At 69.7% G+C, this 21880-nt stretch carries 23 protein-coding genes; 11 read left to right on the forward strand and 12 right to left on the reverse strand.

The window, feature by feature from the left end; translation table 11 throughout:
* A complete protein-coding gene (locus tag DXK21_RS09510; protein WP_211306006.1) occupies nt 1-1122 on the reverse strand; it encodes an alpha-ketoacid dehydrogenase subunit beta in 1122 nt (373 codons plus the stop codon).
* 2 nt (nt 1123-1124) lie between these two features.
* Complete coding sequence (locus tag DXK21_RS09515) at nt 1125-2354, reverse strand: thiamine pyrophosphate-dependent enzyme (RefSeq protein WP_114817568.1); 1230 nt, start codon at nt 2352-2354, stop codon at nt 1125-1127.
* Between the two features lie 148 nt (nt 2355-2502).
* On the opposite strand from DXK21_RS09515, the gene DXK21_RS09520 reads away from it, so the two are divergent.
* Genes DXK21_RS09520 through DXK21_RS09530 form a run of 3 tightly spaced genes read left to right on the forward strand, consistent with a single transcriptional unit; the run spans nt 2503 to nt 5313 of the window.
* Complete coding sequence (locus tag DXK21_RS09520; RefSeq protein WP_114817542.1) at nt 2503-2991, forward strand: Lrp/AsnC family transcriptional regulator; 489 nt, start codon at nt 2503-2505, stop codon at nt 2989-2991.
* Nucleotides 2992-3038: 47 nt separating this feature from the next.
* Nucleotides 3039-4364 (forward strand): SMP-30/gluconolactonase/LRE family protein, encoded by a 1326-nt coding sequence (locus DXK21_RS09525; protein ID WP_162790621.1) that lies wholly within the window; start codon nt 3039-3041, stop codon nt 4362-4364.
* A gap of 10 nt (nt 4365-4374) precedes the next feature.
* On the forward strand, nt 4375-5313 hold the full coding sequence (locus DXK21_RS09530) for a pirin family protein (protein ID WP_114817544.1): 939 nt from the start codon (nt 4375-4377) through the stop codon (nt 5311-5313).
* Between the two features lie 51 nt (nt 5314-5364).
* Here DXK21_RS09530 and DXK21_RS09535 read toward each other — a convergent pair whose 3' ends face one another.
* Both DXK21_RS09535 and DXK21_RS09540 read right to left on the reverse strand, forming a co-directional pair.
* Nucleotides 5365-5610, reverse strand: coding sequence for a hypothetical protein (locus tag DXK21_RS09535; RefSeq protein WP_114817545.1), 246 nt, complete (start codon nt 5608-5610; stop codon nt 5365-5367).
* Nucleotides 5611-5660: 50 nt separating this feature from the next.
* On the reverse strand, nt 5661-6620 hold the full coding sequence (locus DXK21_RS09540; protein ID WP_114817546.1) for an alpha/beta fold hydrolase: 960 nt from the start codon (nt 6618-6620) through the stop codon (nt 5661-5663).
* 271 nt (nt 6621-6891) lie between these two features.
* Between DXK21_RS09540 and DXK21_RS09545 the strand changes: the two genes are divergently transcribed.
* Together DXK21_RS09545 and ybaK are read left to right on the forward strand one after the other, a co-directional pair.
* Nucleotides 6892-9564, forward strand: coding sequence for an ATP-dependent DNA helicase (locus DXK21_RS09545; protein ID WP_245945171.1), 2673 nt, complete (start codon nt 6892-6894; stop codon nt 9562-9564).
* 93 nt (nt 9565-9657) lie between these two features.
* A complete protein-coding gene (ybaK, locus tag DXK21_RS09550) occupies nt 9658-10131 on the forward strand; it encodes a Cys-tRNA(Pro) deacylase (RefSeq protein ID WP_114817570.1) in 474 nt (157 codons plus the stop codon).
* A gap of 8 nt (nt 10132-10139) precedes the next feature.
* Here ybaK and DXK21_RS09555 read toward each other — a convergent pair whose 3' ends face one another.
* Entirely contained in the window at nt 10140-10574 is a 435-nt protein-coding gene (locus tag DXK21_RS09555; RefSeq protein WP_114817547.1) for a VOC family protein, read from the reverse strand.
* Nucleotides 10575-10676: 102 nt separating this feature from the next.
* On the opposite strand from DXK21_RS09555, the gene DXK21_RS09560 reads away from it, so the two are divergent.
* Genes DXK21_RS09560 through hisC form a run of 3 tightly spaced genes read left to right on the forward strand, consistent with a single transcriptional unit; the run spans nt 10677 to nt 13563 of the window.
* The gene (locus DXK21_RS09560; RefSeq protein WP_114817548.1) at nt 10677-11741 is read left to right on the forward strand and encodes a DUF2125 domain-containing protein; all 1065 of its coding nucleotides are present in this window, start codon (nt 10677-10679) and stop codon (nt 11739-11741) included.
* The gene (locus DXK21_RS09565) at nt 11741-12421 is read left to right on the forward strand and encodes a hypothetical protein (RefSeq protein WP_114817549.1); all 681 of its coding nucleotides are present in this window, start codon (nt 11741-11743) and stop codon (nt 12419-12421) included. The genes DXK21_RS09560 and DXK21_RS09565 overlap by 1 nt, the downstream gene beginning before the upstream one ends.
* 23 nt (nt 12422-12444) lie before the next feature.
* Complete coding sequence (hisC, locus tag DXK21_RS09570) at nt 12445-13563, forward strand: histidinol-phosphate transaminase (RefSeq protein WP_114817550.1); 1119 nt, start codon at nt 12445-12447, stop codon at nt 13561-13563.
* Nucleotides 13564-13602: 39 nt separating this feature from the next.
* Here hisC and DXK21_RS09575 read toward each other — a convergent pair whose 3' ends face one another.
* The 4 genes from DXK21_RS09575 to DXK21_RS09590 are packed head-to-tail and all read right to left on the reverse strand — an operon-like array spanning nt 13603 to nt 16559.
* Complete coding sequence (locus DXK21_RS09575; protein WP_114817551.1) at nt 13603-14316, reverse strand: lysophospholipid acyltransferase family protein; 714 nt, start codon at nt 14314-14316, stop codon at nt 13603-13605.
* Nucleotides 14317-14946, reverse strand: coding sequence for a YdcF family protein (locus DXK21_RS09580; RefSeq protein WP_114817552.1), 630 nt, complete (start codon nt 14944-14946; stop codon nt 14317-14319). It lies immediately after the preceding gene.
* Between the two features lie 9 nt (nt 14947-14955).
* The gene (locus DXK21_RS09585; RefSeq protein ID WP_114817553.1) at nt 14956-15837 is read right to left on the reverse strand and encodes a cell division protein FtsX; all 882 of its coding nucleotides are present in this window, start codon (nt 15835-15837) and stop codon (nt 14956-14958) included.
* On the reverse strand, nt 15834-16559 hold the full coding sequence (locus DXK21_RS09590) for a cell division ATP-binding protein FtsE (RefSeq protein ID WP_114817554.1): 726 nt from the start codon (nt 16557-16559) through the stop codon (nt 15834-15836). Before DXK21_RS09590 ends, DXK21_RS09585 begins: the two co-directional genes overlap by 4 nt.
* Nucleotides 16560-16632: 73 nt before the next feature.
* Here DXK21_RS09590 and DXK21_RS09595 point away from each other — a divergent pair, with 73 nt between their 5' ends.
* Complete coding sequence (locus DXK21_RS09595) at nt 16633-17514, forward strand: DUF3426 domain-containing protein (RefSeq protein ID WP_114817555.1); 882 nt, start codon at nt 16633-16635, stop codon at nt 17512-17514.
* Entirely contained in the window at nt 17507-18046 is a 540-nt protein-coding gene (locus tag DXK21_RS09600; RefSeq protein WP_114817556.1) for a phosphoribosyltransferase, read from the forward strand. The genes DXK21_RS09595 and DXK21_RS09600 overlap by 8 nt, the downstream gene beginning before the upstream one ends.
* A 64-nt stretch (nt 18047-18110) precedes the next feature.
* Here the strand turns inward: DXK21_RS09600 and lysA are convergent, their stop codons facing one another.
* The 3 genes from lysA to argH are packed head-to-tail and all read right to left on the reverse strand — an operon-like array spanning nt 18111 to nt 21062.
* Nucleotides 18111-19406, reverse strand: coding sequence for a diaminopimelate decarboxylase (lysA, locus tag DXK21_RS09605; protein ID WP_114817557.1), 1296 nt, complete (start codon nt 19404-19406; stop codon nt 18111-18113).
* 34 nt (nt 19407-19440) lie between these two features.
* The gene (gene lptM, locus DXK21_RS09610; protein ID WP_114817558.1) at nt 19441-19662 is read right to left on the reverse strand and encodes an LPS translocon maturation chaperone LptM; all 222 of its coding nucleotides are present in this window, start codon (nt 19660-19662) and stop codon (nt 19441-19443) included.
* Entirely contained in the window at nt 19659-21062 is a 1404-nt protein-coding gene (gene argH / locus DXK21_RS09615; RefSeq protein ID WP_114817559.1) for an argininosuccinate lyase, read from the reverse strand. Before argH ends, lptM begins: the two co-directional genes overlap by 4 nt.
* Between argH and DXK21_RS09620 the strand changes: the two genes are divergently transcribed.
* Nucleotides 21061-21666, forward strand: coding sequence for a TlpA family protein disulfide reductase (locus DXK21_RS09620; protein WP_114817571.1), 606 nt, complete (start codon nt 21061-21063; stop codon nt 21664-21666). The genes argH and DXK21_RS09620 overlap by 2 nt on opposite strands.
* The last annotated feature ends 214 nt before the right edge of the window (nt 21667-21880 follow it).

Below are 21880 nucleotides of genomic sequence, written 5' to 3' on the forward strand. Positions count from 1 at the left end.
TCAACGGCCTCCCGACATGACGGTTTTCAGGGCGTCGGCCACGCGTTGCGGGCCGGGGAAGTATTCCCACTCGAAGGCGTGCGGGTAGGGGGTGTCCCAGCCCGTGACGCGCGCGATGGGCGCCTCCAGATGATAGAAGCAGCGTTCCTGAACCAGGGCCGACAGCTCGCCCCCGAAGCCCGAGGTTTTCGGCGCCTCGTGTACGATGACGCAGCGGCCGGTCTTCTTGACCGAGGCTTCGATGGTCTCGATGTCCAGCGGCACCAGGGTGCGCAGGTCGATGACCTCGGCGTCCACGCCCGCGTGCTCGGCGCCGGCCAGGGCGACCCAGACCATGGTGCCATAGGCCAGGATGGTCACATCCGAACCTTCGCGCATGACGCGAGCCTTGCCGATCGGCAGGGCGTATTTCTCGGTCGGGACCTGGGCCAGCTCCTGGGTCTTCCACGGCGAAACCGGCTTCTCGTGCCAGCCGTCGAAGGGGCCGTTGTAGAGGCGCTTGGGCTCGAAGAAGACGACCGGATCGTCGTCCTCGATGGCGGCGATCAGCAGGCCCTTGGCGTCATAGGGGTTGGACGGAATGACAACCTTCAGACCCGCGATATGGGTGAACAGGGCTTCCGGCGACTGGCTGTGCGTCTGGCCGCCGAAGATGCCGCCGCCGTAGGGGCTGCGGATCGTGATCGGCGAGGTGAACTGACCGCCCGAGCGGTAGCGCATCTTGGCCGCTTCGGAGACGATCTGATCATAGGCCGGATAGATGTAGTCGGCGAACTGGATCTCGACGACCGGGCGCAGACCATAGGCGCCCATGCCGATGGCGGCGGCGACGATGCCGCACTCCGAAATCGGGGCGTCGAAGCTGCGGGTCAGGCCGTGCTTCTGTTGCAACTGGTCGGTGACGCGGAAGACGCCGCCGAAATAGCCCGCGTCCTCGCCGAACGACAGGACGTTCGGGTCCTCGGTCATCTTGACGTCGATGGCCGAGTTCAGGGCCTGGATCATGTTCATCGGCACGACGCCCTTGGCGGGCGCTTCCGACTTCGGCGCATTGTTCTGATCGACCATGTCGGGCTCGAGGCCGTCGTTGCGGTCGGCGTCAGTGTAGGTTTGCTGGGTCATGGTCAGACTCCGACCTCGCGGCGCTGTTCGATCAGGCGCCAGTCCTCGGTCGCATAGACCTCTTCGAACATGGTCTTCACGCTCGGGCGCGACTGGCCCAGGGTGCCGATGGCTTCGGATTCCTTGCCGGCGGCGCGGACCTGCTCGACGGCGTCTTTCTCGGCTTCTACCTGCTGCTCGTCCGACCATTCGCCAAGCACGATCAGGTGCTGCTTCAGGCGCTCGATGGGGTCGCCCAGCGGCCACTTCTCGGCCTCGTCGCCGGGGCGATAGCGGCTGGGGTCGTCAGACGTCGAGTGCGGGGCGCCGCGATAGGTGAACAGCTCGATCACCGTCGCGCCCTGGTTGGTGCGCGCGCGCTCCTCGGCCCATTGGGTCGCGGCCCAGACGGCCAGGAAGTCGTTGCCGTCGACGCGCAGGGCCGGCAGGCCGTAGCCGATGGCCTTGGCGGCGAAGGTCGTGTCCAGACCACCCGCGATGCCCATGAAGGAGGAGATGGCCCACTGGTTGTTGACGACGTTCAGAATGACCGGGGCGCGGTAGACCGAGGCAAACGTCAGGGCGTTGTGGAAGTCGCCTTCCGCCGTGGCTCCGTCGCCGATCCAGCTGATGGCGATCTTGTCGTCGCCCTTGTAGGCGCTGGCCATGGCCCAGCCCACAGCCTGCGGCACCTGGGTGCCCAGGTTGCCCGAGATGGTGAAGAAGCCATAGTCCTTGGCCGAATACATGATCGGCAGCTGGCGGCCTTTGATCGGATCTTCGGCGTTGGAATAGATCTGGTTCATCATGGTCGCCAGCGGATAGCCGCGTGCGATCAGAAGCCCCTGCTGGCGATAGGTGGGGAAGCCCATGTCCTCGCGGCTCAGGATCATGCCCTGGGCGACCGCGATGGCCTCTTCGCCGGTGCACTTCATATAGAAGCTGGTCTTGCCCTGGCGGTGGGCGCGGTGCATCCGCTCGTCAAAGGCGCGCGTCAGGATCATGGCCTTCAGGCCGCGACGCATCGTCTCGGGGTCCAGTTTCGGGTCCCACGGCCCGACGGCCTGACCTTCGTCGTCCAGGACGCGCACCAGCCGGAAGGCGTGATCGCGCATGTCATAGGGGGCGGTCGAAACCTCTGGCCGGCTGACGACGCCGGCGGGATCGAACTGCAAGTGGCTGAAATCAGGCGCATCGCCGGGCCGGCCCGAAGGCTCTGGCACGCGCAGCGACAGCGTGGGCGTATTCTTCATCATGCGTCCCGTCCGGTTAATCCGACCGCGTTTCCTCTATGAAGAGGGCATAGCATGGCGTGTCTCTGTTGGCCTTCCTAAAAATACCCTTGCCAAATGGTGATTTGGGGTATTTTATTGCGTCAAATCCCCTTTTGGAGAAACGCCTTTGGCTGACGAACTTGATCCTATCGACGCTCGCATCCTCGACATCCTGCAACAGGACGCTGGATTGTCGGTCGCCGAGGTCGCCGATCGCGTCGGCCTCTCGGCCTCGCCCTGCTGGCGCCGGATCAAGAGACTGGAGGACTCTGGCCTGATACGCAAGCGGGTCACGCTTCTGGACGCCGGTCTTCTGGGTCTGGACTTCGAAGTCTACGCCATCGTCAAGCTGAGCCTGCCCTCGCGCGAGAACCTCGACATATTCGAATCCGCCGTCGCCACCTGGCCGGAAGTGGTGCAGTGCGCCACCATCACGGGCCGCGAGGACTATGTCCTGCGCATCATCACCTCGGACATGCACGCCTTCGACCAGTTCCTGCGCGACAAGCTGCTGACCCTGGGCATCGTCTCCGACTGCGCCAGCCATATCGTCACGCGCGGCGTGAAGAACGTCACCACCCTGCCGCTGGGCATCATCACCCCCCACGTCAGCTAAAGAGACGCCGTACGGTCGGAGAGAGGGCGCCTGTGGCGGAGGGTTTCATGCTCAAGTCGTGCGCCCTCGCGGCGGCCTTTGCCGCGCTCGGGGCGGGAGGCGCCATCGCGGCAGTCCCGCTGTCGGATCAGGCCCCGGCGGCGGCCGTCGCCGAATCCGACGTCGCAGCCTTCCGGCGGCTGCGGGCTGAGGCGGTGACGGCGCTCAACGCCGACGACCTGGACGCCGCCGCCCGGCTGCTTGTCCAGGCCGACGCGCGCATTCCCAATCATCCGGGTCTGATCCTGTTGCGGGCACGGGTGGCCGCCGCGCGCGGAGACGCCGCACAGGCCGTGGCCCAGTTGCACCGCTATGGCCTCGCCGGACTGTCCACGAACCTGGCGCGCGACGAGGCCCTGTCTTCGGTCGCCGCCGCCCCTGGTTTCGCCGAAGCCGCCGCGCGGCTTGAGGCCAATCGCGCCCCGATCGGCGCGGACCGGCTCTCCGTCGTCGCCGTTCTGGAGAGGGCGGGCCTTGTCGAGAGCATGACCCGCGATCCGGCGGGCGGGGGCTGGCTGGTCTCGCGGGTGGCGGGGCGAGACATCGTCCGGCTGGCCCACGACGGCGACGTCACGCCCTGGCTCAAGGCCGAGGGGCCGGTAGAGGGCGTGCTGGGTCTGGCGCCGGACCCGTCGCGCGACCTGTTGTGGGCCGCCGTCAGCCCCGCGCCCCCCGCCGCTCACGGGCGCGAGGATGTCGGCCCGGCCGCGCTTCTGGCGATCCATGCCGCGACAGGTCAGGTCCGCGCCGCCTATCCGCTGGCGGCCGACGGACGCGAACACGGTCTGGGCGACCTGGCGCTGGACGCCGGGGGCGCCGTCTATGTCTCGGATGGTCTGTCGGGCGAGATCTATCGCCTGCCGCCCTCGGGCGAGGCGCTCGAAGTCTTCGTGGCGGCGGGAACCCTGGGCTCGCCCCAGGGTCTGGCGCTGACGCCGGACGGCCAGGCCCTGGTCGTCGCCGACTATTCTTCGGGCCTGTGGCGCGTGGCGCGGGCGGGCGGAGAGCCTGTGCGAATGGCGACGCCCGATGACGCCGTTCTGATTGGGATCGATGGCCTAGTCACGGACGGCCGCAGCCTCTACGCCTTGCAGAACGGCGTGTCGCCCCAGAGGGTGTTGAAGCTGACCCTCAATCCCGCCTGGACGCGCATCGACCAGGTTCAGGTCCTGGCCGCCAACCTGCCCCAGATCGCCGAGCCGACCACGGGCCTGATCCTGGACGGCGATCTTGTCTTCGTCGCCCGATCCCAGTGGAGCGACTTCGCCGCCGATGGTTCCTTGCGGACCCTGACGCCTGATCCGGCTATCATCGCCCGCTTGAGGCTGGACTGAGAGGACCGACATGATCGAACTGGTGATCGACGCGCGCAGAAAAGACCTCGGCGGGTTCGAGGTCGGGCGCGTCCTGCCCTTCCATTCGCACCGGATGGTCGGCCCCTTCATCTTCCTGGACCAGATGGGTCCGGCCGAGTTCGCGCCGGGCGCCGACGCCATCAATGTGCGGCCGCATCCGCATATCGGCCTGTCGACCCTGACCTATCTGTTCGAGGGCGAGATCATGCACCGGGACAACCTGGGCTACACCCAGCCCATCCGTCCCGGCGAGGTGAACTGGATGACCGCCGGGTCCGGCATCGTCCATTCCGAACGCACCGATCCGCTGAAAAAGGCGCAGGGCGGGCCGATGCACGGGATGCAGGCCTGGGTCGCCCTGCCGACCGAGCTGGAGGAGATCGCCCCCTCCTTCACCCACCTGGGCGAGGACGCCCAGCCCACCTATCAGAACAAGGGCCTGTTCGCCCGTCTGGTGGCGGGCGAGGCCTTCGGGGAGAAGGCCGGCACCCCAGTCCAGTCGCCGCTCTTCTACGTCCACTGGGAGATGGCTGAGGGCGTACGCGCCACGCCGCCGCCGCCGAAATCCAAGGGCGGCTACAGCGAACGCGCCCTGTTCGTGGCCAAGGGCGCGATCGAGGTCGACGGCCGCGCCTTCCACGAGGGCCAGATGGTCGTCCTGTCGGCCCAGGCCGAACCGACCGTCACCGCGCTCGCCCCCTCCAGCGTCATGGTCCTGGGCGGAGAGCCGGTGGGCGAACGCCTGATCTGGTGGAACTTCGTCTCTTCGTCCCAGACCCGCCTGGACCAGGCCAAGGCCGACTGGAAGGCAGGCCGCATGAGCCTGCCCGCCGAAGACGCCCTGGAGTTCATCCCCCTGCCGGACGAACCCGCCCAGGCCACCCGCGCGCCGGAACCCGTCGAGCCCAAACCGACCGATCCCGTCTAAGGGGGCACCTCGCCTGCCGTCGCGCAGACCGTGCAACCTCAATCCGGTCTCTCAGCCCTTGGAGTAGAGGCGGTCATTGGCGTCGCACTGGTCGAGGGCGATGTCGAACAGCGGGCCGCCGGGGCGACAGATGTAGCATTGACCCGCCTTGTTCCGGCGCACCTGAGCATCGCCGTAAAGCGCGGCCTGCTCCAGGCGGCTCGCACAGGCTGCCTCGCGCTGAACCACCCATGCGCCAAGTCCGGCGAGGGTGAGGGCGGCCAATCCGCCGAGAACCGTCAGATGTCGGCGCTGCATGGCGTCATTTCCCACATGAGCTCTGTCGGAAATCCTAGTCACGCGCGACCTCAAAGCCTCCGCACAAACTCCACCAGCGCCGCGCTCACCTCGTCCGCTCGTTCCTGCTGCAGCCAATGCCCCGCGCCGGGCAGGACCACTTGGGCGCGCAGGTTGGTCAGCCAGGCCTTCTGCGCCGCTTCGTGCGGGCCGGCGTAGTGGCGGACGGGGTCGCGGTCGCCGACCATGAACAGCGCAGGCTGAGCAATCCTCTGGCCTTGCAGGAAGGCCGTCAGACTCCAGTTGCGGTCGAGGCAGCGGTACCAGTCCAGCGGCCCCTTGAAGCCTGAGGCGGCGAAGGCGGCGACGTACTCGTCGAAATGCGCCGCGCTCATCCATGGCGGCAGGGTCGCCTGGTCAGAGATGCTGTCGAGCAGGCTGAGGCCCTCGGGCATGAAGCCGGTCGACTGGTCCGCGTCGGCGGTGGCGCCGTCATAAGCCCAGAACATCTTGCGCAAGGCCGCCGCCGGATCGGCGTCCAGTTCGACATGGGCCTCCGGCGACTGGAAGCGGTTGATGTAGAGGTCGCCCAGCCCGGCGCGCTTGGTGATCGCCGCCATCGCCGCCGTCGGTGGTCCCTTGGGGCGGCGCGGCTGAAACGGTACCGACAGGCCGGCCACGGCCCGGAACACATCCGGTCGCATCAGGGCGCAGTGCCAGGCGACCGCCGACCCCCAGTCGTGGCCGACGACCACGGCCTGATCCTCCCCCAGCGCCCGAACCAGATCGACCATGTCCCCGACCAGATGCAGGATCGTATGTTCCTCTGCATCGGCCGGTTTGTCGGTCCCGCCATAGCCGCGCATGTCGGGGGCGACGGCGTGGAAACCGGCTTCTGCCAGGGCCTGAACCTGGGCCTGCCAACTGATCCCCAGTTCGGGAAAGCCGTGCAGCAGCAGGACCAGCGGGCCTTCGCCCGCTTCAATCACCTGTTGCGTCAGGCCGTCGGTGGCGATGCGGCGGGTCTGCATGGGCGGTCCTCCCTTTGACGACAGCCTATCGCCTTTTCGGTCTTAGGCGAGGGGGGCGAACGTTCCCGTTCCGTTTCGCGGCGGGGGGCGCTATGGATCGGGCGTGACCGACGTCTCCGCTCCCTCCACCATCCAGCCCGCGACTCAGCCTTGGGCCGAGCTGCCGCCTGCGCTGGCCACCCCGCCGGGCGCGGGCGCCGTGTGCGACGCGACGGGCGCCAGGAAGATCGGGCGAGGCGCGGCCGAGGGCGTCTTCCTCGGCGGTCCCGTCATGGTCGCCCACGCCAGCCTGACCGCCCGTCGTCTGGGCCTCAGCCCGCCGCCGCGCGCCACCGACATGCTGGACGTGCTGGAGCTCTACGCCTTCGTGCGCCCGGCCAAGTTCTGCGCCCCCTCGCCGTCGGGGCTGGCGCTCGCCCTTGGCCGCTCCGAACCCAAGGGGGCCGAGGCTCAGGCGCAGGCCCTGCGCGACGCCGCCGCCGACCTGCTCAACGAACTGACCGACCCCGCCTATCCGGGACGCGAGGACGCCTTCACCCTGGCCGGGACGCTGGACCGGGCGGGCTGGTCCTGGGGATCCCGCGTGCTGGCCGCGCTTCAGGCGGGACCCCTGCGAGATCGGCGCGAGCGCGGCACAGGTCTGGACGTCTGGTCCCGTCTTCAGGAGTGGGAGGACGAGGCCCCGCGCGGCGAGGCCGGCTCGGCCCCCGTCGATTCCGAGAGCGCCCGCATCCGTCTGGACAAGCTGTTGCAGGCCTCGGGTCTGGACGAGACGCGGCCCGCCCAGTCCGACTACGCGGCCGAGGCCGCCTACGCCTTTTCGCCGCGCAACGAGGAGGGCCGCCCGCGCGTCCTGCTGGCCGAGGCCGGCACCGGCACCGGCAAGACCCTGGGCTATCTGGCCCCCGCCAGCCTGTGGGCCGAGCGCAATGCGGGGGCGGCCTGGGTCTCGACCTATACCCGCGCCCTGCAACGCCAGATAGACCGAGAAAGCCGCGCCCTGTGGCCCGACGAGGCCGAGCGCCGCAAGAAGACGGTGGTGCGCAAGGGCCGCGAAAACTACCTCTGCCTGCTGAACCTCCAGGACATGATGCAGGCGGCCCAACTCGGGAACGGCGACCTGATCGGCATGGGCCTGGCCAGCCGCTGGGCGGCGCACAGCCGCGACGGCGACATGACCGGCGGCGACTATCCTGGCTGGCTGCCCGGCCTCTATGCGACGGCGCCCAGCCATCAGGCCAGCCCGTCCAATCTGGTCGACCGGCGCGGCGAATGCGTCCACGCCGCCTGTCCGCACTACCGCCTGTGCTTTGTCGAAAAGACCATCCGCGCCAGCCGACGCGCCGATCTGGTCGTGGCCAACCACGCCCTGGTCATGACCCAGGCCGCCTTCGACGGCGCCCGCTCGGCGCGCGGCCAGAAGCAGGACGGCGAGACGGCGGCGCTGAAACGTATTGTCTTCGACGAGGGCCACCACCTGTTCGACGCCGCCGACAGCGCCTTCTCCGCCGCCCTCTCGGGTCAGGAAGCCGCCGAACTGCGCCGCTGGATACGCGGCCCTGAAGGACGGGGCCGTCGCGGGCGCGGGCTGGAACAGCGTCTGGGCGACCTGTGCGCCGACAACGAGGCCGCCGCCCAGGCCCTGAAGGACGCTATGCGCGCCGCCGCCGCCCTGCCGGGCGAGGGCGTCTCGGGCCGCATTGCGCCGGCGTCCGGCGAGATCAATCCCATCGGCCCGATCGAGGCCTTCCTGGTCGCCGCCCTGGAACAGCTGCGCGCCCGCAGTCAGGAGACGGGCGGGACCGAGTTCGGGCTGGAGTGCGCCCTGCGCCCCGCCACCGAGCCGGTGCTGGAGGCCGCCCGCGCCGCCGCCCGCGCCATCGCCGCCGTTGAGGCGCCCCTGCTGGCCCTGTCGCGCCACCTTGAGGATATTCTGGACGAGGAAGCCGCCGAGCTGGACGGCGCCGCCCGCGCCCGCATCGAGGGCGCGCTGCGCGGCATGGACCGGCGCGCGCGCATGACCCTGCCGGGCTGGCGCTCCATGCTGGCGGCGCTGGAAGAGGGCGGCGACGAACCCGATCCCGACTTTGTGGACTGGCTGAGCGCCGAGGCCGCCTTCGGCCGCATCCACGACGTGGCCCTGCGCCGCCACTGGATCGACCCGACCGTGCCGCTGGAAGCCGCCGTCATCATGCCGGCTCATGGCGTGCTGATCACCTCCGCCACCCTGTCGGACCCGGCGGCCGAGGACCCGTTTTCTCTGGCCCGGATGCGCAGCGGCGCGGCCCGCCTGATCGAACCCGCGCGGACGCTGAAGGTCGACAGCCCCTTCGACTACGCCGCCAACAGCCGTATCATCGTCGTCAACGACCTGATGAAGGACGACCCGCGCCAGATCGCGGCGGCCATGCGCGAGCTGTTTCTGGCGGCGGGCGGCGGGGGCCTGGGCCTCTTCACCGCCATCCGCCGGTTGAAGACCGTCTATGAGCGTCTGGGACCGGATCTCGCCAAGGCGGGCGTCCCCCTCTACGCCCAGCACGTCGATCCGCTGGAGGTCGGGGCCCTGGTCGACGTCTTCCGCGCCGAACAGGACAGCTGTCTGCTGGGCACCGACGCCGTGCGCGACGGGGTGGACGTGCCGGGCCGGTCTCTGCGTGTGCTGGCTTTCGACCGCGTGCCCTGGCCGCGTCCCGACCTGCTGCACAAGGCCCGACGCGAGCGCTTCGGCGGCAAGGGCTACGACGACGCCCTGGCGCGCGGCCGCATCGCTCAGGCGTTTGGCCGCCTGATCCGCCGGGCCGACGACAAGGGGGTCTTCCTGATGCTGGACGCCGCCTGTCCGACGCGCCTGTTCGCCGGTCTGCCGCCCGGAACCGAGGTCCAGCGCATGGGCCTGGCCGACGCGGTGGAACTGACGAAGAGCTTCCTCGCCGACCAACCCTGAGGCCTCCGCTCCTCTATCTTTCGTCATCCCCCGGTCTCCGCTCCGCTACGCCGGAGGATGACGAAAGAGAAGGGCGGGGCTATGCATCGAAACATGTCCAAGACCACCCCCGCCACCCTCGCCCTGACCCAGGCCGGCGTCGCCTTCGACCTCTTCCCCTACGCCTACGACCCCGACGCGCCGCGCGTGGGCTTGCAGGCGGCTGAGGCGCTCGGCTGGGCGCCGGAACAGGTGTTCAAGACCCTGATGACCCTGGCGGACGCCAAGCCCGCCTGCGTCATTGTGCCGTCCGACTGCGAGGTCAGCATGAAGAAGTTGGCCGCGGCCCTCGGGGCCAAGTCGGCCCAGATGATGAAGCCCGCCGACGCCGAACGCCTGACCGGCTACAAGGTCGGCGGCGTCAGTCCCTTCGGCCAGAAAAAGGCTGTCCCGACCGTGATGGACGAGACGGCCATTCTGTTCGACCGCATCCTGATCAACGGCGGTCAGCGCGGCTTGCTGCTGGGCCTGGCTCCCGACGAAGCCGCGCGGGCGGCGAACGCCAAGATGGCCGATCTGACCGCCTAGCCTGAGTTCTACTCCTCGAACGTCACCACCACGCTGTCGGCCGAGCGCTCGGCCTTGCCGTGGAAGACCGCCTCGATGTTGTTGCCGTCCGGGTCCAGCAGGAAGGCGGCGTAGTAGCCGGGGTGATAGGGCCGCTCGCCCGGCGCCCCGTTGTCGGTTCCGCCCGCCGCCAGTCCCGCTGTGTGGAAGGCCTCGACCATGGCCCGGTCCCTGGCCTGAAACGCCAGATGGCAGCGTCCGGTCGGTCGCCCCGCCGCCGCTATGCTGTCCACCGCCGAGACGAACAGCTCATCCGCCCAGAAAAAGCGTTCCGCCTCGCCGCCGATCGGCACGCCCAGCGCCTCCAGCACCGCGCCGTAGAAGCGGCGGCTGGCCTCAAGGTCGGGCGTCACCAGTTGCAGATGGTCGATCAGCCGGCCGCGGTGCAGCTGTTGCGTCTCCATGATCCTCGTCTCCTGTCAGTTTGCGATTCGAACGGAAAACAGGGTGGCCCGTTCCTGCTGACAGGGCGTGTCAGCAGCCGCGTGGCCTGCTAAACCGCGCCCATGACCGACGCCCACGTTGAACCGATCCGCCACAGCCGCAAGGGACTGATCATCCCCTTCGTCATCGTCTTCGTCGGCCTGGCCCTGTGGACCGGCTGGTGGTTCGTCCTGACCCAGCAGGTCGAGAAGAAGCTGGAGGGCCGCATCGCCCGGCTGGAGCAATCCGGCTGGAGCGTTAAGCACGCAGGCCTGTCCACGACCGGCTGGCCGCTGCGGGCGCGGGTGGCGATGAAGCACGTGGACGTCGTCGCCCCCTCGGGCCACGCGGTCGCCGCGCCCGAGATCGTGGCCGAGGCCAACGCCTATAACCCGACCAAATGGGTCATCGCCGCGCCGGACGGTCTGGTCCTGACGCGCGGCGCCAAGGGCAAGGTGGCGGTGCGCGCCGAGATGATCCGCATGAGCCTGCACGGCCTGACCCAGCGCTGGCCCAATGTGGTGGTCGAACTGGCCAAGCCGGTCTTCACCGCCCTGCCGGACGCCGAGCCCTTTCCCCTGGCCAAGGCCGGGCTGATCCAGTTCTACATGCGGCCCCACCTGGCCGGCACGGATACGCCGACCGATGACGTCGATGTCCTGTTCCGTCTGGTGGACGGCGAAGGCCGCCCTTCTGGCCCGGTCGAGGGCCTGACCCAGTCGGGCAAGCTGAACGCCCAGGTCGAGGCGGTGATCGAGAAGGCCAGCGCGCTCAAGGGCGCCGACGCGCAAGGCCTGCTGTCGGCCTGGACCGCCGCCGGCGGCCGCTTCGTCGACATGAAGGGCCAGCTGGAGGCGGGCGAAAGTCGCACCTTCCTGTCCAGTCCGGCCCTGTCGGCCGACGACAAGGGGCGTCTGGAAGGCGAGGTCTTCCTGCGAGCTGAGAAGCCTCTGGCCGCCATCGTCGGTCTGGCCGGGGCTACTCAGGGCGGGGCGGTGGACCGCGCCGCCGCCGCTCGCGCCGCCGCCTCCACGCCCCAGGGCGGGACCGGCGATCAGGCTCAGGCCGTCGATCTGGTGCTGAACTTCAAGGGCGGGCGCACCTACCTCGGCCCCTTCGCCCTGGCCCCGGCGCCCCAGCTGTTCTGATGCTGGTCGAACCGCCCGAGGACGCCGAGCGTCTGGCGCTGGACCGCGCCCTGATCGCGGCGGCGCGGGCGCGGGTCGCCGCCGGAGCGCGCGGTTCCGCCGACGCCGACGCCATCGCCCTGCGCGAGATTCTGCGTGAGGTTCCGGCGGTTGAACGCCCGGCCCTGCGCGCCGTCCTGGGCCGGATCGAGGCGGCGACCGGGCCGGCCCTGGCCACGTGCGGGCCGCTGTCACAGGTGCTCGCGGCCGACCGCTGGGGCCTGATCGGTCGCCCCGTCGCTGAGCCGGATCAGGCGCTCGCCACCGCGCGCCAGGGCGGCCGCGCCCTGATCGACCTCGGCGCCCGGCCCTGGTGGGGCAAGCTGCTGGCCCTGCCGATGCTCAAGGTCGTCGCCGCCCTGCCGGACGACGCCGCCGGTTCGCCTCGCGCCCTGCTGGTCTCGACCGAGGCCCCCGGCCCGACCGGCGACGACCGGACCTTCTGGGTCACAGACAGCCCGGCTTCCGACGCCCGCATCGTCGCGGCGCTGGGCGAGGCGGGGCTGATCGCCGCGCCCCTGGCGGCGGGCGGCGGCTTGAAGCTGTTTGTCCTGACAGGCTATGTGCAGGCCGAGGACGGGCGGTTGACCAAGGCCCCCGGCCAGATGAGCGGCGTCATCGGCGCCGCCCCTGTTTACTGACCACGCTTTCGAGGATGACGCCCATGACCGACGCGACCCCCGCCGCTGCGACCAAGGCCGCGCCCGCCCCCAAGCCCGGCATCCTCGACATCGCCCCCTATGTGGGCGGCAAGGGGTCCATCGCCGGTTTCGCCGAGCCGATGAAGCTGTCCTCGAACGAGAACGCCCTGGGCGCCGGCGAGAAGGCGCGCGAGGCCTATGCCGCCGCCCTGAAGAACATCCACGTCTATCCCGACGGCCGCGCCGGCAAGCTGCGTGACGCGGTCGCCGCCCATCACGGTCTGGAGGGCGAACGTCTGATCTTCGGCAACGGTTCGGACGAGGTCTTCGCCCTGCTGAACCAGACCTATTTGCAGCCCGGCGACAATATCGTCACCGGCCAGTACGGCTTCCTCGCCTACCGCATCTCGGCCATGGCCTGCAGCGCCGAGGTCAAGCTGGCGCCTGAACCGAACATGAAGGCCGAGGTCGAGGCCATCCTCGAACAGGTCGATGAGCGCACCCGCATCGTCTATGTCTCCAATCCGTCGAACCCGACCGGCAGCTGGAACTCGGGCGAGGAAATCCGCCGTCTGCACGCCGCCCTGCCGTCGCACATCATCCTGGTGGTGGACGAGGCCTATGCCGAGTTCGTGGTCGAGCCGGAGTGGGAGACCAGCTTCGGCCTGGCCCGCGACGCGTCCAACATCGTCGTCACTCGCACCTTCTCCAAGATCCACGGCCTGGGCGGCCTGCGCATCGGCTTCGGCTACGCCCCGCTGGCCGTGGCCGAGGCCATCGACCGCATCCGTCTGCCCTTCAACGTCTCGGTGCCGGGCGTCGACGCCGCCACCGCGGCGCTTGGCGACGAGGCGCATCAGAAGGCCTCGCGCGACCTGGTGCTGGACTGGCGTCCGCGCCTGACCCAGGCCATTCGCGGCTTCGGCTTCGAGGTCTTCCCCTCGGCGGGCAACTTCGTCCTGATTCGCTTTGCGGACGAGAAGCGGAACGCCGCCGCCGCCAATGACTATCTGAATTCCAAGGGCATCATCGTGCGCCCGGTCGGCGGCTACGGCCTGCCCGACTGCCTTCGCATCACCATCGGCACGGAAGATCAGAACCGCGCCGTCATCGACGCCCTCAGCGAGTTCGCCGCCAGTTGATCGAGCTGGGTCCTGACGCCGGGCCTTAGGAGGCTGGCGTTAGGGGGCTGGCGTCAGCAGAGCGGTGGACGCCGTCTCGATGCGGCTCTCCAGCTCGGCCATGAACTCGGCCCGCTTCAGGCCCGCCGGGATGGGCGGCAGGAACTCAAAGACGATGGTGCCGGGATAGCGGCGGAAGCCGTGCGCCGGCCAATGAACGCCGGAGTTGGTGGCGATGGGCCAGCAGGGGCTGTTCAGGTCGCGGTACAGGGCGGCGATGCCGGGCTTGTAGTCGGGCGCGGCGCCGATCTCGCCGCGCGTGCCCTCGGGGAAGATCAGGATCTGGCGACCCTCGGCGTGACGGACGCGGGCCTGGCGCACCATGTCCTTCAGCGCCTTGGAATGGGCCGAACGGTCGACGGCGATCATCTTGGTCTTCCAGGCGAACCAGCCGAAGAAGGGCAGGATCATCAGCTCCTTCTTCATGATGAAGCAGGTGTCGTCGAGGAAGGAGAAGGGGGCGATGACGTCCAGCATCCCCTGATGCTTGCAGGCCAAGAGGGCCGAGCCGGTGGGGCGATGCTCCAAGCCGCGCACCTCGACCTTGATCCCGACGATCCAGCGCAGCCCGAACAGGACGAATTTCGACCAGGACTTGATGACCCAGACGGCGGCGCCGTGGGGCATCAGCAGGGCCGGCGACAGGCCGACGGCGAAGATCACCATCGACAGATAGAGCCAGGCGACAAAGATCAGGGAACGAAGGGTGGTCATTCAGGCGGCCTCTAGCGGGGTCTGCGGCGCCGATCGTTCCGGGTGATGGCCCCGCAGGCGGTGCATCCCCTCGCGGCCCAGCACGGCCAGGTACTTCATGTATTCCAGGGTCATCCGACGGGCGGTGACGGCCGCCCGCCACCAGCGGGTGTTGTCCAGAGACGGCGTCGAGACGGCATAGGGGGTCAGCTTGACGCCGGGAGCGGCGCCGCGGATCTCCAGCAGGCTGCGCGGCATATGATAGTCGGAGGTGACGACGATCAGGCTGTCATAGCCCTTGGACCGCGCCCAGGCGGCGATTTCCTGGGCGTTGCCGACCGTGTTCTCGGCCTCGAAGCCCAGGTCGACGCAGCAGTTGAACAGCTTGGTCGAGCCGGGCGTCAGGGCGCGCAGCTCCTTGCGACGGACCTCGCGGTTGACGCCCGAGATCAGCACCCGGCGGCCCTTGTCCAGTTCCAGCAGGCGGATGGCCGCGTTGACGCGCTCGGCCGAGGGGCCGGTCAGGGCCACGATGGCGTCGGCGCGTGCGGGCTCGGGCGCTGGCGTCAGGCCGCGCACGCGCTCGGCGAAGGCGAACAGCCCCACCAGCCACATCAGCGCCACCACGGCGATCAGCGTCATAAACTTCATAATGTCTAACTAGCTACGCGCGCCCAGCTTCGCCAGCGCCGTGAAGCGGGCGGCCAGCAGAGCGACGCCAAAAGCCAGCAGGGGACAGGCGATCAGGATCAACAGGTCGGAAAAGGCCAGGGGCAGCGCCGGGGTCAGGCCGCCTTCGCCGCCGATCAGCCGCAGCAGGCCCAGCAGCAGGGCGGCGAGTCCTGCCCCCATGGCCCCGGCCTGGGCCGCCAGCCCGCCGAAGCGCCGCTGGAACAGGCCGGCGACATAGAAGTCCGAGGCGCCGTTCAGGCTCAGGGTCTCAATGACCGAGGCCTGCGCCGCCATGCCGGCGCGGGTGGCGTAGGCGATGACGGCTGCGGTGGCCGCCGCGATCAGCAGGAAGGCCGCGCCGGCAAGCGCCGTGATGACCCCCGCCGAGCGCTCGACCTCGCCGCGCCACAGGCTGTGGTCGTCGACGGTGGCGTCCAGTCCGGCCTCGGCCAGGGCGCGGCTCAGTGTCGGGGCGCTGGCCGGGTTCTTCGGGTCCAACCGCACCGTGACCAGATAGGGCAGGGGCAGGTCGGGCAGGGCCGCTTCGCCGACCCAGGGCCGCAGCAGGGCCTCCGCGGCCTTGCGGTCCATGGCCTCGGCCTCGGCCACGCCTTTGACCCCGGCCAGGGTCTCGGCAGCGCGGGCGGCGGCGGTGGGGCCGGTCTCGTCCACGCGCGGGCGGACCTGGACCGTGGCCTCGGCCCGCAGCTGACGCGCCCAGCCGTGGGCGGCCCGGTCTGCGGCCACGGCCCCGACGGCGGTGATGGAGGCGAGGAAGCACAGGACGGCGATGACCACCATCAGCCAGCGCTCGCCGCCCGCCTCGCGCGACAGCAGACCCGGTCCCCTGGAGAAGAGGGCGCGGATCATGCGGCGTCTCCCGTGGCCGCCATCTGGGTCAACTGGCCGTTCTCCAGCCTCAGCACGGATGCGCCGACCCGCTCGGCCAGGGCCTCGTCGTGGCTGGCGATCAGGACGGTGGCGCCCAGCTTGTTCAGCGACTGGAACAGCCGCATCAGTTTCTCGCCCATGGCCCGGTCGACGCTGCCGGTGGGTTCGTCGGCCAGGATCAGGCGCGGGCGGGTGATGACGGCGCGGGCGATGGCCAGCCGCTGCTTCTCGCCGCCGGACAGAGCCGGGGGCAGGGCGTCCATTCTCTGGCCCAGGCCGACCCAGCGCAGCATCTCCGCCACGTCGGCGGCGTGATCGGCGGTCTTGCCGCCCGCCAGAGTCAGGGGCAGGGCCGCGTTTTCAAAGGCGGTCAGGTGGTCCAGCAGGCGGAAATCCTGAAACACCACCCCCATCCGCCGCCGGAAGGCGGGCACGCCGCCGCGCGGCAGGTCGGTGACGTTGCGCCCGAACAGACTGATTCGCCCGGTCTGGGGGCGCTCGGCCAGGGTCAGCAGCCGCAAAAGCGAGGACTTGCCCGCGCCGGAGGGTCCGGTAAGGAAGTGGAAAGAGCCCTGCGTCAGACTAAGGTTAACGTCGCGCAGGACGCCGGGCCTGTCCGCATAGCCGAAACCCACGCCCCGCAGGCGGACGGTGTCGGGCGCGGAATCGGGGTCGGCGGCGCGTCGGGTCGAGTGTGGCATCAGATTTCGTATTGGACCGGGGCGTTGCGGGCGCCTCGACAGGAGGGGGCGTCGAGCCTCGCAGTCAGCCGACATGATACTGACCTGCCCCGCCTGCGCCACCAGCTATTTTGTCCCCGATGACGCAATCGGCCCGAACGGCCGTCGCGTGCGCTGCAAATCCTGCGGTCACGACTGGCGCGCGACGCTTGAGGACGAGCCGCTGGAGCTGTCCGCCGCCGCCGAGGAACCCGTCGCCGAGCCCGGCTTCGGCAAGCGCGAGGACGCGCCTGAAAGTCTGGCCGAGACCCCCGCGCCCGAACTGCCGCGCGCCTTCCGCGCCAAGGCCGAGCAGCAGCGCAAAATGCGCCGCGCCGCCACGCAGGGCGCGGTCTGGGCCGGTCTGGCCGTGGTCTTCCTGAGCTTGCTGGGCGCCGCCTACGCCTTCCGCCTGCCCATCGTTCAGGCCTGGCCCCAGGCCGCCGCCGTCTACAAGCTGGTCGGCGCGCCGGTGAACCTGGCCGGGCTGGAGTTCGAGGCGGTCGGCGCCAAGATCGCCGCCCATGATCCGGGCAAGGTCGTGGTCTCCGGCGCCCTGCGCAACATTCGCGACAACGAGGTCGTGGCCCCGCCGGTGCGTGTCGCCCTGCTGGACGCCAAGGGCGGCGAGGTTGCGCATCGCATCGTGCGTCTCGAGGCCGCGCCTGTTCTGCCGGGCAAGGTGCTGGGTTTCGCGGTCATCATCCCCGACGCGGGCCATAAGGCGGCGGGCGTCGGCGTCGATTTTGTGATGGCGTCAAAAGACGAACCCCGCGCGGCGCCGGCCAAGGCTGCCGCAGCCAAGCCCGCGGCCCGCCGCCCGCCGCCCGCCGCCGAAGAGGGCCTGAGGCGCGACACGGCCCTGGATAAGACGCCGCGCGACGCGACCCCTCTCGACAGCAGCCCCGCCCAGGGGGTATCCGCCGGGCATGGCTGATCAAGACCCGGCGCCCGCCCCCACGGTTCTCCTGCCGCAATCCGAGATCGAGGCGATCGTCGCCGACCTCGCGCGGCGCATCGCCCCCGTCGTCGACGACGAGACGGTGGCCGCTGTCCTGCTGACCGGCGGGCTGTGGTTCGCCGCCGACCTGACCCGCGCCCTGTCGCGCGAGGGCCGAAACGTCCGCTTCGACGCCCTGTGGCTGGCCTCTTACGGGGATGAGACCACCAGCCGGGGCCAGATCGACGTCTATGCGCCCTTCCAGCGGCCCATCGCGGGCAAGCGGGTGCTGATTCTCGACGACGTCTTCGACACCGGCCTGTCGCTGGCCGAGGCGGTGCGGATCACGAAAGAAGCCGGGGCGTCCGAAGTTCTGACCTGCGTCTTCGCCCGCAAGCCCTGGCCCAAGCCGCGTGCGCCCGAGCCCGACTTCGTCGGCTGGGAGGCCCCGAACCGCTTCCTGGTCGGCTACGGCCTGGACCACAAGGGCGGCCTGCGCGGCCTGCCGGACATCTGCGCGCTGGACTGAAGTGGCGAGTGTTTAGTGGCGAGTGGCGAAGTGAGCCGCTCTCAACCCAGCGTCTCGCCACTCGTCACTTGTCACTCGCCACTGGCGCAAGCCAATCCGCCATCGGCTCCCGCGCGAACATCTGCTCATAGGTCGGGCGCGGGCGGATGACCGCGCAGCGCTCGCCATCGACCAGGACCTCGGCGGCCAGGGGGCGGGTGTTGTATTCGCCGCTCATGACGGCGCCGTAAGCCCCCGCGCTCATGAAGACGACCAGATCACCGGCTTCGAGCGGCGGCAGGTCGCGGTCGCGGGCGAAGGTGTCGCCGGTCTCACAGACCGGACCGACCACGTCGTAGGGGCGGTCCTCGCCTGTGCGCGGCCGCACAGGCTTCAGGTCGTGGAAGGCGTCGTAGAGGGCGGGACGCATCAGGTCGTTCATCGCCGCGTCCAGCACCAGGAAGCGCCGCCCATCAGTGCGCTCGTTGACCTGAATCACCCGGCTCAGCAGCACGCCCGCATTGGCGGCCATCAGACGACCCGGCTCGAACGCCGCCTCGACGCCCAAGCCGTCCAGCACCCGCGCGGCCATGGCCACATAGTCGGCGGGCGAGGCGGTTTCGGCCTCGCCATAGTAGGGCACGCCCAGGCCGCCGCCGAGGTCGAGCCGGGTGACGCTGTGGCCCTGCGCGCGCAGGGTCTCGGTCATGTCCCGCAGCACGCGGAAAGCATTTTCCAGCGGGGTCAGGTCGGTGATCTGGCTGCCGATGTGGCAGGCCAGGCCCACGGGGGTGACGTGGGGCGAGGCGGAGGCGCGGGCGTAGAGGCTGAGCGCCTCCTCGACCGGCACGCCGAACTTGTCGCCGGCGCCGCCGGTGGTGATCTTGGCGTGGCCGCCGGCGCCGATCTTGGGATTGACGCGGATGGCGATGGCCGGAGAGGCGGACTTCTCGGCGGCGATGAGGATCAGCCGTTCCAGTTCCGCCGAGGACTCGACGTTGATCTGGCGCACGCCGACGTCGATGGCGAAGGCCAGTTCGGCGTCGGTCTTGCCCACGCCGGAGAAGATGATGCGCTCGCCCGGAACGCCCGCCGCCAGGGCGCGACGGATCTCGCCCTCGGACACGGTGTCGGCGCCGCAGTCGAGCTTGGCCAGGGTCGCCAGCACCGACAGGTTGGAGTTGGCCTTGACCGCAAAGGCGATCAGGGCGTCGCCCAGCGCGGCCTTGTGGGCGTCGCAGGCGTCGCGCAGCAGGCCGTAGTGACGGCGCAAGGTGGCCGAGGAATAGACATAGGTCGGGGTCCCGACCTCCGCCGCCAGCGTCTCCAGCGAGACGCCTTCGGCGTGCAGAACGCCGTCCTTCAGGTCGAAATAATGCACGGCGGGGCGTCCGGTCTGGAGAAGGAAGGGCCGATCAGAGCGCCGGCGGGCGACCGAACGGGTCCGAGGCGCCGCTGTCGATGGGCATCTGGCTGGGGGCGCGGTTGACCGTCGCCGGCTCCGGCAGGGTCTTGGCGTTCCGGTCGCGCGGGGCGCGCTCGTTCTGGACAGCGCCGGGCGCTTCCAGATCGGCCATGCGGCCGCAGCCGGACAGCAGCAGGGCGGCGGCGCCGATAAGGATCAGGGTCTTGTTCACAGGCGGCTTCTCCAGTCGGCGATGCGGGCGCGGACCTGTTCCGGCGCCGTGCCGCCGAAGCTCTGGCGGCTGGCGCAGGAGGCTTCGGGCGTCAGGACTTCATACACGGCTTTGGTGATGCCGGAATCCAGAGCCTGCAATTCTTCCAGCGGCAGATCGCCCAGGCCCACGCCCAGCGCCTCGGCCCGCTTGACGGCGGCGCCCGTGACGTGGTGCGCCTTGCGGAAGGGCAGGTTCAGTTCGCGCACCAGCCAGTCGGCGAGGTCGGTAGCGGTCGAGAAGCCGGCCCCGGCGGCGGCGGCCATGCGCGGGGTGTTGGGGATGATGGCGGCGACCATGGCGGTCATGGCCGTCAGCGCCAGATCGAGGGCGTCGAAGGCCTCGAACACCGGCGGCTTGTCCTCCTGCATATCCTTGGAATAGGCCAGCGGCAGGCCCTTCATCACCGTCGACAGGGCCACCAGCGAGCCCATGATCCGGCCCGTCTTGGCGCGCACCAGTTCGGCGGCGTCGGGGTTGCGCTTCTGCGGCATGATGGACGAGCCGGTGGTCAGGTCGTCGGGCAGCGCAGCGAAGCCGAACATCGGCGTCATCCAGACCACGATCTCCTCGGCCAGACGCGACAGGTGGCCCGCCGCGATCGAGGCGGCGGCCAGGCTTTCCAGCGCGAAGTCGCGGTCCGACACGGCGTCCAGCGAGTTGGCCATAGGCCGGTCGAAGCCGAGCGCCGCCGCCGTCATGTGGCGGTCGATGGGGAAGGGCGAGCCAGCCAGGGCCGCGGCGCCCAGCGGGTTCTCGTTCATGCGCGTGCGGGCGTCGGCGAAGCGGCTCGCGTCGCGGCCGAACATCTCGACATAGGCCATCAGGTGGTGGCCGAAGATGACGGGCTGGGCCGTCTGCAGATGGGTGAAGCCGGGCATCAGGTCGCCCGCGTGCTGCTCGGCCCGGTCCAGCAGGACGCCTTGCAGCGCCTTCAACTGTTCGACGGTGCGGTCGCAGGCGTCGCGCACCCACAGGCGGAAGTCCGTTGCCACCTGATCATTGCGGCTGCGCGCCGTATGCAGACGCCCCGACGGCTCGCCGATCAGCTCCGACAGGCGGGCCTCGACGTTCATGTGGATGTCTTCATAGGCGTCGCGGAAGGGGAAGGACCCGTCCCGGATCTCGCCCTCGATGACGTCCAGCCCGCCCAGGATGGCCTCGGCGTCGGCGGCGGCGATGATGCCTTGCTGGGCCAGCATGCGGCAATGCGCCCGCGACCCGGCCAGGTCCTGCGCCCACAGGCGTTTGTCGACGCCGATGGAGACGTTGATGGCCTGCATGATGTCGGCGGGCTTGGCGCTGAAGCGTCCGCCCCATAGAGACTGACCTTGAGGGGTGTTGGAAGGCGTGTCGGACATGAGCGGCTCTAAACGGACTTTGGCGGGCGTGGCGACGGCTGTGCTGCTGATCGGCGCGATCGGCGGCGCGGCGATGCTATACGCCAATCGCGACGGCGGGGGCAAAGAGTCCGCGTCATCCTCGCTGGCGGTTTACGCCAGGGGCTCGCTGTCGAAGCTGCTGACGCCCGTCCCGACGCCCGCGCCCGACTATGTCTTCAAGGACGCCGAGGGACGCGATGCGCGCTTCGCCGACTTCAAGGGCAAGGTGGCGGTGGTCAACCTGTGGGCCACCTGGTGCGCGCCCTGCAAGATCGAGATGCCGACGCTGGCGGCTCTGGCCGAGCACTACAAGGGTCGCGACGACGTGGCCGTGGTGACCATCAGCATGGACGTGGACAAGGCCGTGCCGGAGGCCCGCGCCTTCATCGCCGAGCACCCGCCGCTGGCCTTCTACGCCGATCCGAAATTCCAGCTGCCGTTCGAGTTCCCCGGCAAGGGGGCCATGCCCCAGACCATCCTGCTGGACCGCCAGGGGAATGTGCGCGCCGTCCTGACCGGCGAGGCGGACTGGGCCAGTGATGAAGCGAAGGCGCTGATCGAAGAGCTGCTGGCGGAGCAGTGATCCTTCTCCCCTTGAGGGAGAAGGTGGACGGCGAAGCCGGACGGATGAGGGGTGACGACGGCGCCCTTTGATGGTCGGGCGCGGCGCCAACGCCGCTCATTCCCAAGCGTGGCGCTGACACCCCTCATCCGGCCCTGACGGGCCACCTTCTCCCGCAAGGGAACCGTTGCATTATTCGCGGATCGTGATTCCCTGTCTCTGACGGGGAGATTGC

The sequence above is a fragment of the Brevundimonas bullata genome, from assembly GCF_003350205.1.
In the GTDB taxonomy this organism is placed as follows: domain Bacteria; phylum Pseudomonadota; class Alphaproteobacteria; order Caulobacterales; family Caulobacteraceae; genus Brevundimonas; species Brevundimonas bullata.

What these genes read in the sequence shown, in the direction of transcription:
- DXK21_RS09510 (WP_211306006.1), bottom strand. Translation starts at nt 1,122, where the DNA reads ATGACCCAGCAAACCTACACTGACGCCGACCGCAACGACGGCCTCGAG.
- DXK21_RS09515 (WP_114817568.1), bottom strand. Translation starts at nt 2,354, where the DNA reads ATGAAGAATACGCCCACGCTGTCGCTGCGCGTGCCAGAGCCTTCGGGC.
- DXK21_RS09525 (WP_162790621.1), top strand. Translation starts at nt 3,039, where the DNA reads ATGCTCAAGTCGTGCGCCCTCGCGGCGGCCTTTGCCGCGCTCGGGGCG.
- DXK21_RS09530 (WP_114817544.1), top strand. Translation starts at nt 4,375, where the DNA reads ATGATCGAACTGGTGATCGACGCGCGCAGAAAAGACCTCGGCGGGTTC.
- DXK21_RS09535 (WP_114817545.1), bottom strand. Translation starts at nt 5,610, where the DNA reads ATGCAGCGCCGACATCTGACGGTTCTCGGCGGATTGGCCGCCCTCACC.
- DXK21_RS09540 (WP_114817546.1), bottom strand. Translation starts at nt 6,620, where the DNA reads ATGCAGACCCGCCGCATCGCCACCGACGGCCTGACGCAACAGGTGATT.
- DXK21_RS09545 (WP_245945171.1), top strand. Translation starts at nt 6,892, where the DNA reads ATGGTCGCCCACGCCAGCCTGACCGCCCGTCGTCTGGGCCTCAGCCCG.
- ybaK (WP_114817570.1), top strand. Translation starts at nt 9,658, where the DNA reads ATGTCCAAGACCACCCCCGCCACCCTCGCCCTGACCCAGGCCGGCGTC.
- DXK21_RS09555 (WP_114817547.1), bottom strand. Translation starts at nt 10,574, where the DNA reads ATGGAGACGCAACAGCTGCACCGCGGCCGGCTGATCGACCATCTGCAA.
- DXK21_RS09560 (WP_114817548.1), top strand. Translation starts at nt 10,677, where the DNA reads ATGACCGACGCCCACGTTGAACCGATCCGCCACAGCCGCAAGGGACTG.
- DXK21_RS09565 (WP_114817549.1), top strand. Translation starts at nt 11,741, where the DNA reads ATGCTGGTCGAACCGCCCGAGGACGCCGAGCGTCTGGCGCTGGACCGC.
- hisC (WP_114817550.1), top strand. Translation starts at nt 12,445, where the DNA reads ATGACCGACGCGACCCCCGCCGCTGCGACCAAGGCCGCGCCCGCCCCC.
- DXK21_RS09575 (WP_114817551.1), bottom strand. Translation starts at nt 14,316, where the DNA reads ATGACCACCCTTCGTTCCCTGATCTTTGTCGCCTGGCTCTATCTGTCG.
- DXK21_RS09580 (WP_114817552.1), bottom strand. Translation starts at nt 14,946, where the DNA reads ATGAAGTTTATGACGCTGATCGCCGTGGTGGCGCTGATGTGGCTGGTG.
- DXK21_RS09585 (WP_114817553.1), bottom strand. Translation starts at nt 15,837, where the DNA reads ATGATCCGCGCCCTCTTCTCCAGGGGACCGGGTCTGCTGTCGCGCGAG.
- DXK21_RS09590 (WP_114817554.1), bottom strand. Translation starts at nt 16,559, where the DNA reads ATGCCACACTCGACCCGACGCGCCGCCGACCCCGATTCCGCGCCCGAC.
- DXK21_RS09595 (WP_114817555.1), top strand. Translation starts at nt 16,633, where the DNA reads ATGATACTGACCTGCCCCGCCTGCGCCACCAGCTATTTTGTCCCCGAT.
- DXK21_RS09600 (WP_114817556.1), top strand. Translation starts at nt 17,507, where the DNA reads ATGGCTGATCAAGACCCGGCGCCCGCCCCCACGGTTCTCCTGCCGCAA.
- DXK21_RS09620 (WP_114817571.1), top strand. Translation starts at nt 21,061, where the DNA reads ATGAGCGGCTCTAAACGGACTTTGGCGGGCGTGGCGACGGCTGTGCTG.
- argH (WP_114817559.1), bottom strand. Translation starts at nt 21,062, where the DNA reads ATGTCCGACACGCCTTCCAACACCCCTCAAGGTCAGTCTCTATGGGGC.